Source organism: Pseudomonas edaphica, assembly GCF_005863185.1.
In the GTDB taxonomy this organism is placed as follows: domain Bacteria; phylum Pseudomonadota; class Gammaproteobacteria; order Pseudomonadales; family Pseudomonadaceae; genus Aquipseudomonas; species Aquipseudomonas edaphica.
This window is the reverse complement of record NZ_VBVZ01000168.1, coordinates 1-11,039: the sequence shown is the minus strand read 5'-3', so window position 1 is coordinate 11,039 and position 11,039 is coordinate 1. Positions and strand designations below refer to the sequence as shown.

Annotated in this window: 11 protein-coding genes; 9 read left to right on the top strand and 2 right to left on the bottom strand. The window is 60.0% G+C overall.

The genetic code is table 11. The features are described from left to right. The 6 genes from FEM54_RS13395 to FEM54_RS13370 all read left to right on the top strand — a co-directional run. Positions 1-262 (top strand): sensor histidine kinase (locus FEM54_RS13395; protein ID WP_138451323.1); only part of this gene is annotated, 262 nt, incomplete at its 5' end. A gap of 142 nt (positions 263-404) precedes the next feature. Next, the gene (locus tag FEM54_RS13390; protein WP_017135411.1) at positions 405-602 is read left to right on the top strand and encodes a hypothetical protein; all 198 of its coding nucleotides are present in this window, start codon (positions 405-407) and stop codon (positions 600-602) included. A 108-nt stretch (positions 603-710) separates the two neighbouring features. After that, positions 711-2,609 carry an alkaline phosphatase D family protein gene (locus FEM54_RS13385; RefSeq protein ID WP_138451321.1) on the top strand — a complete coding sequence of 633 codons (1,899 nt, stop codon included), beginning with the start codon at positions 711-713 and terminating at the stop codon, positions 2,607-2,609. 166 nt (positions 2,610-2,775) lie between these two features. Next, positions 2,776-3,159 carry a type II toxin-antitoxin system RelE/ParE family toxin gene (locus tag FEM54_RS13380; RefSeq protein ID WP_171045836.1) on the top strand — a complete coding sequence of 128 codons (384 nt, stop codon included), beginning with the start codon at positions 2,776-2,778 and terminating at the stop codon, positions 3,157-3,159. Further along, positions 3,152-3,460 carry a helix-turn-helix domain-containing protein gene (locus tag FEM54_RS13375; protein ID WP_017135408.1) on the top strand — a complete coding sequence of 103 codons (309 nt, stop codon included), beginning with the start codon at positions 3,152-3,154 and terminating at the stop codon, positions 3,458-3,460. Before FEM54_RS13380 ends, FEM54_RS13375 begins: the two co-directional genes overlap by 8 nt. A 190-nt stretch (positions 3,461-3,650) precedes the next feature. Then, on the top strand, positions 3,651-4,664 hold the full coding sequence (locus FEM54_RS13370) for a sensor domain-containing diguanylate cyclase (RefSeq protein WP_026013556.1): 1,014 nt from the start codon (positions 3,651-3,653) through the stop codon (positions 4,662-4,664). 331 nt (positions 4,665-4,995) lie between these two features. On the opposite strand, the gene FEM54_RS13365 is transcribed toward FEM54_RS13370, so the two are convergent. After that, positions 4,996-6,012 (bottom strand): amino acid ABC transporter substrate-binding protein, encoded by a 1,017-nt coding sequence (locus tag FEM54_RS13365; RefSeq protein ID WP_026013555.1) that lies wholly within the window; start codon positions 6,010-6,012, stop codon positions 4,996-4,998. 223 nt (positions 6,013-6,235) lie between these two features. Between FEM54_RS13365 and FEM54_RS13360 the strand changes: the two genes are divergently transcribed. Continuing rightward, positions 6,236-7,486: a 2-aminoadipate transaminase gene (locus FEM54_RS13360; RefSeq protein WP_138451319.1), complete on the top strand. Its 1,251-nt coding sequence runs from the start codon at positions 6,236-6,238 to the stop codon at positions 7,484-7,486. Here the strand turns inward: FEM54_RS13360 and FEM54_RS13355 are convergent. Continuing rightward, on the bottom strand, positions 7,483-9,498 hold the full coding sequence (locus FEM54_RS13355) for a c-type cytochrome (RefSeq protein ID WP_138451317.1): 2,016 nt from the start codon (positions 9,496-9,498) through the stop codon (positions 7,483-7,485). The two genes, FEM54_RS13360 and FEM54_RS13355, sit on opposite strands and share 4 nt — an antisense overlap. A 199-nt stretch (positions 9,499-9,697) precedes the next feature. On the opposite strand from FEM54_RS13355, the gene FEM54_RS13350 reads away from it, so the two are divergent. Then, complete coding sequence (locus FEM54_RS13350) at positions 9,698-10,201, top strand: DUF6622 family protein (RefSeq protein WP_138451315.1); 504 nt, start codon at positions 9,698-9,700, stop codon at positions 10,199-10,201. 71 nt (positions 10,202-10,272) lie between these two features. Next, positions 10,273-10,992 carry a hypothetical protein gene (locus FEM54_RS13345; protein ID WP_017135403.1) on the top strand — a complete coding sequence of 240 codons (720 nt, stop codon included), beginning with the start codon at positions 10,273-10,275 and terminating at the stop codon, positions 10,990-10,992. Positions 10,993-11,039 lie beyond the last annotated feature (47 nt).

Genomic DNA, 11,039 nt, shown 5'->3' with positions numbered 1-11,039 from the left:
GGGCAATATCGGCATCAGCGCCATGAGCAATGGTGAAGATATCGTGTTTTCGGTGCGCGACTCCGGCGAAGGCATTGCGCCTGAGCAGTTGCCCCATGTGTTTGATCGCTACTGGACCCAGACCGAAAACAACCCCACCGGCAGCGGCTTGGGGCTGTATATCACCCAAGGTATCGTGCAGGCCCACGGCGGGCGGATTGAGGCTGAGAGTGAGTTGGGGCGTGGCAGTGAGTTCAGGTTTACGGTACCCAAGTCTGTCTGAAACGCATTCAGTCCTACGGATATTAAACATGCAGAAACCCATGGCCGGGAACGTTAACCCGGCCAGCGCCACTGAGTGGGTGCGCAGTCAAAGGGAGTATTGATGCGAGAACATCCCTCCAATTGAGCAAGAGGTTTTTCCCATGAGTATCGTCCACATGCTGCCCGGCTTTCAGTTCAACATAGCTTTCCAACTGGCCAACCAAATGGCTGAAATCGCCACCCGGTCCGCTGAAAAGCCCTCACGTCCTGACAGTAACCCCATGATGCAAAACGCACCGCCCAAGCCCAAGCCTTATCGAACGTCCCTGGAGTCCCTGGGACAAGGCCATCTGCTCTAACACAACAAGGGTAATCGGCTGCAAGGTATCTGCGGCACGCCTTTAACAAAACGCTGACATCCTCTGCGTTACCCTTTTAAGTCCTACCTTGTATGAGCTGCTTGCTTCATGCCGCCATCCGACACACTGCCCGCCGTCATTGCCGGCCCACTGCTCAGGCGCCTGGAACCCCAGCGTCTGGTGATCTGGCTGGTGGGCAGTCGTGTCCTGCCATTGTGCTTAAAGCTGCAAGTGCCTCAAGGCCAAACGCTGACGATCGATCTGGACACCCAGCAGTGCCAAGTCGTGCCCGTTGGGCGCCACGCCTTTATCCACCTGATCGACGTTACCCTGAGCGAAGCCCTGCCGCTGGACGTGAGCATCGACTACGACCTGCTGGTCGACGGCTGTGGCATTGCGCAATGGGCGCCGCACCTGCTGTATGCCGATGCTCCATCGGCGAATTTCGTAGTGCATAGCCGCATCCACCAGTTGGTGCATGGTTCCTGCCGCAAACCTCATCACCACGCCGATGACGGTTTGCTGTGCGTCGACCGCCTGCTGGCTGACGCGCGCACACCGGCCGAGCGCCCGGCGCTGCTGATGATGAGCGGTGACCAGGTCTACGCCGATGATGTGGCCGGCCCCATGCTGCGCGCGATTCATGCGCTTATCGCACGCCTGGCGTTGTTCGACGAATACCTGGAAGGCGCCGTGGTGGATGACAGCGCCAGCCTCTACGGGCATCGCGCCAGCTATTACCACCGCGCAGATCTGCTGCCCGCACTGGACAGCAACGAGACCCTGCGCGAACGGTTTTTCGGCGGTGTGAAAAAACCGATCTTTACCAGCAGCACCGCCGACAACCACCTGGTGACCTTTGCCGAAGTACTGGCGATGTACCTGTTGGTATGGTCGCCCACGCCCTGGACGTTGATCACGCCACAGCCGCCATCATTAAGCACGCCGGAACACCTGCGCTACGACCACGAACAAGTGCAGGTCGATCGGTTCCGTGACGGCTTGCCCGGCGTTGCGCGGGTCTTCGCGCACCTGTCGACGCTGATGATTTTTGACGATCACGACATCACCGACGACTGGAACCTCAGCGCGCAATGGGAGGCCACCGCCTACGGCCATCCATTCTCCAAACGCATCATCGGCAATGCCCTGCTCGCTTATATGCTGTGCCAGGGCTGGGGCAACCAGCCAGATGTGTTTGGCAAACTGTTGGAACACACCCAGGCGCTGACCGCCAACGTTCAAGACAACCACTTGCACGCCAGTGCCCACGATGAATTAGTGCAAACCCTGCTGAAATTCCAGCACTGGCATTACGTGCTGCCCACCACGCCCGCACTGGTGGTGCTCGACACTCGCACCCGGCGCTGGCGCAGTGAGTTTGCGCTCAAGCAACCTTCCGGCCTGCTGGACTGGGAAGCGTTGAGCGAACTGCAGCAGGCCCTGCTGGACCACCCGTCGGCCATCATCGTGTCGCCCGCGCCGATCTTCGGCGTCAAGCTGATCGAGACGGTGCAGAAGGTCTTCAGCTGGTGTGGCTACCCACTGCTGGTAGACGCCGAAAACTGGATGGCCCATCGCGGCGCCGCCCAGGTGATCCTGAATATCTTTCGCCACTCGCGCACGCCGGGGAACTACGTGATCCTGTCGGGCGATGTGCACTACTCGTTCGTCTATGAAGTGCTGATCCGCCACCGCAGCGCCGGCCCAAAAATCTGGCAGATCACCAGCAGCGGCATCAAGAACCAGTTCCCGGCGCGTTTGCTGGAATGGTTCGACCGCCTCAACCGCTGGCTCTACTCACCGCGCTCGCCCCTCAACGATTTCACGCGCCGGCGCACCATGCAGGTAGTGCCGCATATCCCGGAACACGCCGAGGCGGGTGAACGGCTGTGGAATTCGGCGGGCATCGGCCAAGTGTTTTTCAATGCGCAGGGCCAGCCGGAGGGGATTTACCAGCACAACGCGGATGGCAAGCCGCGAACGCGCATGGTGGCGCCGAAGTGAGTTTTCTTACGCCTGGCAAACCAATCTCGCACATACCATTCAGAAAACTCACAACTCTTTATTTTTACTGATTTTTTTTGAAACGCTTCAACCTCAGCCACTCACAAAATAAGTGCCAGGCTCTGACCAATCTTCGCGAAAAGACCCTTCAATCGCTGATTGCCTTATGAACCTATTTTGGTGCACTCTCTGTGAACGACTACCTCTCGTGTTGCACGTCGCATTTTACCGAACCGAGGCTGGCAACGAGCCCGTGCGTGAATGGCTGATGGAACTGCCCAGGGAATCAAAAAAGCTTATAGGCACTGACATAAAATCGGTCCAACTCGGATGGCCGCAAGGGATGCCGTTGGTTAGGAAGCTGGAGCATCGCCTTTGGGAGGTCCGAACCGATCTTGGTGAAAATGCTGCACGAGTCATTTTTACCTTGGTTGCCAGCCAAATGGTTTTGCTACATGGCTTTATCAAAAAAAGTCGAAAAACACCTTTAGTCGACCTGAACACCGCCAGACATCGCAAAAACAAGCTTCGAGGAACATCCCATGAATAAGCATATCGGCTCCAACTTTGATGATTTTCTCAGCGATGATGGGCTCATAGAAGAAGTCTCTGCAGGGGCGTTGAAGCGTGTTATTGCCTGGCAGCTGGCAGAGGCGATGAAGGTGCAGAAGGTCAGCAAGAAAGCGCTGGCAGAACGTATGCATACCAGCCGCACCGCCGTAGATCGAGCGCTGGACCAAAACGACGCGGGCATGACGCTGTCCACCCTGGCCAGTGCGGCAAGGGCTCTGGGTCAACATGTCGAAATACGCCTCGTATCGAACACGCAAGCAAGGCCCGCCAGGGCGTGAAAGCTCGTGCCAGGCGAGCACAACGTATGTCGCCCCACCTGCTGATTAATGGCCTATCGCCACACCACTAAAGCAGCACACTCATCCTATTCAAAGCGCGCAAGCCGCGATGTAGAGTAACCTTAGCCACGGTGTACCGGCGTCAATGAAGACTGGCCTTGGAAGCCAGCACAGGCAGGGAAGTGCACAGATGAACGAGACATCCGGCAATAAACCGCTGCGCAATAACTTTTCCGAACTCAACGCCGACATGTTGCATGCGGTGATGGAACTGGTCAGCGACGGCATCTGGGACTGGAATGCCAACACGGGGTTCGTGTACCGCAGCCCCGGCTGGTACATGATGCTTGGCTACCCCCGCCACTCCCTGGAGAACAGCGTGTTCACCTGGGAGAACGTGATCCACTCCGAAGATTATCCACGCGTCATGGCCGTATTTGATGACTACATCAGCCAACGCGCGCCCCATTACCAGGCCGAGTATCGTTGCCGCAAGGCTGACGGCACTTACTTGTGGATCGAAGACCGTGGCTACGTCATTGCACGTAACCCCGACAATTCAGTGGCACGCATGGTCGGCGCACACCGCGATATCCATACACGCAAAATCTCCATCGAACAGCTGCAAAAGCGCAACCAGTCGCTGGAAGCGCTGGTGGCCGAACGCACCCTTGAGTTGTCACGGGTCAATCAGCAACTGCAAATGCAGTTGGACGAGAACCGCTCCCTGGCCGAACAGGATGCCCTGACACGCATCGCCAACCGTTATCGCCTGGAAAAGGTGTTGCTGGAGGAGTGCGACCGTGCCGAGCGCTTCCGCGTACCGCTGGCCTTGGTGGCCATGGATATCGACGACTTCAAGCCGATCAACGACAAACATGGTCATGGCGTCGGCGACCAGACCCTGGTGAGCGTGGTAGACAGCCTGGAAACCTGTATGCGCCAAGGCGACTTGCTCGCACGCTGGGGTGGCGATGAGTTTATGGTGATCCTGCCCAAAAGCAGCTTGGACACCGCCAGGCAATTGGCCGAACGTATCCGTCAGGCCATCGCCGAGATGCCCGCCGTGGGCGACTTCAAAGTCACCCTGAGCCTGGGCGTGGTGGAGCGGCGAATGGGCGAAACGCCCGCCGCCTTGATGGCACGTGCCGATCAAGCACTGTACCGGTCCAAGGCGGCGGGCAAGGATGCGGTCTCGGAATGATGTGGGAGCTGGCGTGCCTGCGCTAGCCGTGTGTCAGTAACCGATGCACTCACAGGTAGGCCGTCATCGCAGCATAGATATCTACACATACCACGTCTGTGACAAGTGGGCTGTTGTGGCGAGCAGGCTTGTCCTGCGTTGGGCTGCGCAGCAGCCCCAAAAAACAGACGCAGAGTTCTTTCAGGAGTATCACGGTACCCGCACTGGGGCTGCTGAGCAGCCCAACGCGGGCAAGCCCGCTCGCCACAGAGGAATGTGGCGGCCTTAGAAAGTAGTGGAGATACCTGTGGCCATCGCAGGCAAGCCAGCTCCCACCTGAGGCAGTGCTGAGTCAACGCACCGGCGGTGCGTACTGGATGCCGCCATTGCTCCACAACGCATTGAGCCCGCGCTTGATCTTCAGCACGCTGCCCTGGCCGATATTGCGTTCGAACACCTCATCGTAGTTGCCCACTTGCTTGACGATCTGCACCACCCAATCCTTGCGCAGCTTCAGGTCTTTGCCGTAATCGCCGTCGGCCCCGAGCAGCCGCGCAACGTCGGGGTTCTGAGTGGACTTGGCCTGCGCCTCGACATTCTGCGAGGTGATGCCCATTTCTTCGGCATTGAGCATGGCAAACAGGGTCCACTTGACGATGCTGAACCACTCATCGTCGCCCTTGCGCACCAGCGGCCCCAACGGCTCTTTGGAGATCACCTCGGGCAGCACCACGAACTCATCCGGGTGGGCCATCTTGATGCGCTGGGCATACAGGCCCGACTGGTCGGTGGTGAGCACGTCGCAACGCCCGGCTTCCAGGCCCTTGGCGCTCTCGTCGGCGGTGTCGAAGGTGATCGGCGTGTACTTCATGCCGTGGGTACGGAAATAATCGGAAACGTTGAGTTCGGTGGTGGTGCCGGCCTGGATGCAGACGGTCGCGCCATCGAGTTGCTTGGCGGCGGTCACGCCCAACTTGTTGTTGACCAGAAAGCCGATGCCGTCGTAATAGGTCACGCCGGTAAACACCAGGCCCATGCCGGAATCGCGGGAACTGGTCCAGGTGGTGTTGCGCGAAATCAGATCGATTTCGCCCGATTGCAGCGCGGTGAATCGCTCCTTGGCGGTCAACTGGGTGAACTTCACTTTTGACGCATCACCGAACACGGCGGCGGCGACGGCGTGGCACACATCAACATCGATGCCGGTCATCTTGCCCTGGCTGTCGGGCACACCGAAGCCCGGCAGGCCGTCACTGACGCCGCACTGGATAAAGCCTTTTTTCTGGATCGCGTCCAGGGTCACGCCCGCGTGGGCACTGCCGGCAAGCGCCACGGCCGTGGCAGCGATAAGGGTTTTGAGGTGGTTCATTCGAGGCACTCCCTGTGAGTCTTTTATTATTCGGCGCCACACTGCCCGCGCCTGTTTCTGAAGTTGCCCGGCAGTATTGTCAGGTTTGCAGCGTGGCCACAAACGACCTTTAGGCAACAGCTCCTTCCGATTTGGAATGACCCGGCGACTTTATTTCGTTTGCGGCAAAGCCGGGCGCGCGGCTTAGATAAATACACGCCCGCCACTGCCGAGTCCCCGATTCATGAGCCGCGAAAGCATCAGCCAGTCGATTTCCATCGTTCACCCCATCAGCCTCAGTCACGGTAAAAATGCCGAAGTCTGGGACACCACGGGCAAGCGCTATATCGATTTTGTCGGTGGCATTGGCGTGCTCAACCTCGGGCACTGTCACCCAGGCGTGGTGGAAGCGATTCGCGAACAAGCCACCCGGCTCACCCACTATGCCTTCAACGCCGCGCCGCATGCGCCCTACATCGAGCTGATGGATCGCCTTTGTGCGTTTATCCCGGTGGATTACGCGGTAAGCGGCATGCTCACCAACAGCGGCGCGGAAGCGGCGGAAAACGCCTTGAAAATCGTGCGCGGCGCCACCGGCCGCACGGCGGTGATCGCCTTTGACGGCGCCTTCCACGGCCGCACCCTGGCCACGCTTAACCTGAATGGCAAGGTGGCGCCCTACAAGCAAAAGGTCGGCGTACTACCCGGCCCGGTGTATCACCTGCCCTACCCCAGCGCCGATAACGGTGTGACCTGCGCCGAAGCCCTGAAGGCCATGGACCGTCTGTTCAGTGTGGAAATCGACGTCAACGATGTGGCCTGTTTCATCATCGAGCCGGTGCAGGGCGAAGGCGGCTTTCTGGCCCTGGACATCGAGTTCGCCCAGGCCCTGCGCCGCTTCTGTGATGATAAAAACATCCTGCTGATTGCCGATGAAATCCAGTCCGGCTTCGGGCGTACCGGCCAGCGTTTTGCGTTCTCGCGCCTGGGCATCGAGCCGGATCTGATCCTGCTCGGCAAAAGCATCGCCGGTGGCGTGCCATTGGGCGCGGTGGTCGGGCGCAAGGCGCTGCTCGACAACTTGCCCAAAGGCGGCCTCGGTGGCACCTATTCCGGAAACCCAATTGCCTGCGCGGCTGCTTTGGCAACATTGGATGCGATGACCGACGCGCAATTGAAAACCTGGGGGTCACAGCAGGAAGCCGCCATCGTTCGCCGTTATGCCGCCTGGCGCGAGCAACAGCTGTCGCCCTATCTGGGCCGCCTGACCGGCGTGGGTGCCATGCGCGGCATCGAGCTGGCCCATGCCGACGGCACGCCCGCTCCCCAGCAACTGACCCAACTGCTCAGCCTGGCACGCGATGCCGGCTTGCTGCTGATGCCCAGCGGCAAGTCGCGGCATATCATCCGCCTGCTGGCACCGCTGACCACCGAGCCTGCGGTGCTGGAGCAAGGCCTGGATATTCTCGAGGCCTGCCTTAAGCAGTTGAACTAGTAGCGCGCATCCACGGGCTTGCCGCCGTTGGGCCAGTCTCTGACCTTGTCCGGAAAATCCGGGCGCGGTTGGCCAGAGAAATACGCCGCCACATCCACCGCTTCCTGGTCCGACAAACCGCCCTGCCCCAGCGGGAATTTTTCGTGGAAGCCGATCGGCATGTTGCGCTTCACAAACGCCGCCGCGGTGTAAGGCCGCGCCATACCAGCGCCGATATTGAACGACTGCTCGCCCCACAGTGGCGGATACACCAGCTCGCCGTCGGCACGCGCCAGGCCTTGGCCGTTATCGCCATGGCACACCGCGCATTGCTTGGCATACACCTGCTTGCCGTTGTCCAGGTCCGGCTTGATCGCCGGGTCGATCTTGCCCACGCCACGCCCGGCGACTTTATCTTCAGGGCGGGTGTTGTTTTTCATCCAGTCAAAGTAGGCGACCATCGCCTGCATATCCGCCGACTGCGGCGCCAGCGGCTTGCCGTTCATGGAACGGCGGAAACAGCCATTGATGCGCTCCTCCAGCGTGACCACCTTGCCCGCACGCGGCGCGTAACTGGGGAAGAACGCCGACACACCCACAAACGGCGAACCATCCGCCACGGTGCCGGCGTTGAGATGGCAACTAGCGCAGTTGAGCGAATTGCCGACGTTATCCGGCAGCAGCGCCTTGGTTTGCAGGTGCAGGCGCATGCCGCGAATAACCTGGTCGGCGTTGGGTGCGGCGAGCAAATTCGCCAGCCTTGGGGTTTCAAAGGCCGACGAATCGGTGGTGGCGGGGTTGAGCTGATCGCGCAGGGTTTTCACCTGGGCGGCGCTGATTGGCGTGCCAGCGTTGCCCCAACGGGTGCGCACGAAGGTCAGGATCTCGGCGATTTCCTGATCGGCCAGTCGGCTGAAACCGGGCATGGTGTAGACCCTTGGGTGGGCGGTGGTTTGCGCGGTTTCCCAGCCGGTCAGGGTGATATGCAACAGCGACGTCGGGTTGTTCGAGGCAATGCTCGGGTTACCGGCCAAAGGTGGAAACAGGCCTTTTACGCCAGCGCCGTCACTGCGGTGGCAATCACTGCAAAACTGCATATAGCCCAGGCCGCCACGGCTGGTGAACAGGTCGGCTGGCGGTGCGGCCGGTGCTTGGGCGACCGCTGGCATTGGCAGATCATCTTTACCGGGCGGCAAGGATTTGAGGTAACTGGCGATGGCCGTGAGGTCGTCGTCACTGAAATGCTGGGTGCTGTGGTGGATCACATCGGCCATGTTGCCAGCGACCGTGGCAAAGCGGTTCTGCCCGGTCTTGAGCAGTTGCACGGTGTCTGGCACCGTCCACAGGTTGCGCAGGCTCAGGGCGCGCCAGTGCTCGACGGTTTCACCGGCCAGGTAATGCCGGCCGCTGCGGCCCGTATCGCTCATGGCTTTTTCCTGGAAGGCGATGCCCCGTGGCGTGTGGCACGAGCCGCAATGCCCCAGGCCCTGGACCAGGTAGGCACCACGGTTGAGCACCGCGCTACGCTGCGGGTCGGGTTGGAACGGCTGCTTGTCGAGAAAGGCAACATTCCACAGCGCCAGGCCCCAGCGCTGATTGAACGGGAAGCCCATGTCCGCCTCAAGGTTGGCCTGTCGCACCGGCTCGATGCCTTGCATCAGGTAGGCGTACAGGGCGCGCATGTCCTCTGCGCTCATCTTCGCGTAGGACGGATACGGCATCGCCGGGTAAAGGTTGATGCCCGCCGGCGTCACGCCTTCACGCATCACCTTGTCGAACTGCTCGAAGCTGTAATTACCGATACCAGTGTCGCGGTCCGGCGTGATGTTGCTCGAATAAATCGTGCCCATCGGCGTGCTCAGCTCCAGCCCGCCGGCCATCACCTGACCGTGCCTGGCGGTATGGCAGGCGATGCAGTCGCCCAGTTGGGCCACGTATTGACCCTGCTCGATTTGGGTTGGGGCGGCGTGCAGAGGTAGCGCAAGACACAGCGTCGCCCCCAGCAAGGCCAGGCGGGACAATGAAAAGGCCATCGCATTAATCCTTTAATAACCTGGCGTGGAGTAGCCCCCTCGGCGCAGGCCAGCGGTTGTTTTTATGGGTTCATCAGGCCTTTGTGTTGTAACGGGTTTTGCCGTGGAGGGTGTTGATGTGAGTCAGCGCCAAATCGATGGACAAAACGATGATGGCTCAACGACTATCAGCGCTTCCCGCCCCCGCAAGGACGCACCCATGCTCGATATCCTCCAAGGCACGCCCCTGTGGGTATACGCCATCTACCTGTGGATTTGTTATTACGGCATCAAGGCCTGCATGGGCGGGCGTGAGAATCGCCGCTCGCTGCTGATTTTGCCGGTGGTGCTGGTGGTGTGGTCGCTGATGTCGCTGGTGCCCTCGATCCTGTCGAGCGGCGCCTGGGTCGCGGGTGCGCTGGCGGGCAGCCTGCTGGGGATGTTGCTGTTCAACGCCGACGGCGCCCGGCTCGATGCCAATGGCGAAACGCTGGTGCTGGCGGGCACCTGGAAAACCCTGCTGATCTCGCAGCTGTTCTTTGCGGTGAAGTACTACTTCGGCTATCAGCAGGCCGTGCATCCGCTGCTGTTAAGTACACCTGAAATGTTGCTGGCCGTGGGCGGTGTATCGGGGTTTACCGTTGGTCTGTTCTGCGGGCGGGCCGTGCGCTTGCAGCGGGCGCTGAGCGCATTACGCGGCGATAAGGGCAGTGTGCTGCCTTGACCTGATCTCCCATGCCGCCGAAAATGCGCGACGCTTTTTTGTCCCCCGTTTACTGAAGTAGTGAAATTTCAATGCCTGATTCTTACACCGAACACGCCGCCGAAGAATCCGTAGTCGCCCTGCACTCGAAGGCCGAATACGAAAACGCCATCAATCTTTCACAGCATGTGCCTGCGGCCAAGATCATCAGCGAGATGGTGCTGGACGCGTTCCACACCTCCAAGGAAAGCGACCAGATCCGTGAACTGCGCGTGGCCATTCGCCAGGCCCATGACGCTTTCGACGACGACAAGGCCTACGACCTGATGGGCCAGCTCAAGCAACTCAAGGATGCCGAAGCGGCCGACAACATCGCCCTGGAAGACTTGAGCAGTAAGTTCTCGATCAGCCGCATCCTCTCCAGTTTCAAGGACGACCCCGAGTTCCAGGAGCTGGTCTACGGCCTGGCCCTCAAGGTGCTGAACCAGTCTCACCAGGCCATCAGCAACCCAAGCGCCGGTAAGGGCAAGGCTGCACGGGCCAAGAAAGAAGCCGAAGTGTTTGTGATCAGCAAGGATGGCATCAGCGTCACCCTGCCGCTGCGCACGCCGCGCTCCAAGCTCAACGTTGACCGTGAGGCATTCGAGTTTTTAGGCTTCAGCTTTGTGGGTGAAGGTGATGAGGCTGAGCTTGAAACCGAGAGCTTTGTGGATAACGCCGGCGCCGAGCAGCCGTTGAGCCGCAAGAGTGTGATTACTGCGCTGCAGCAGCAGACGGCGTTTGATGGGTACAGCATCGCGCAGCAGCAGTAACGCATTGCTCAAAAGGTGGGAGCTGGCTTGCCTGCGATAGCAGCACC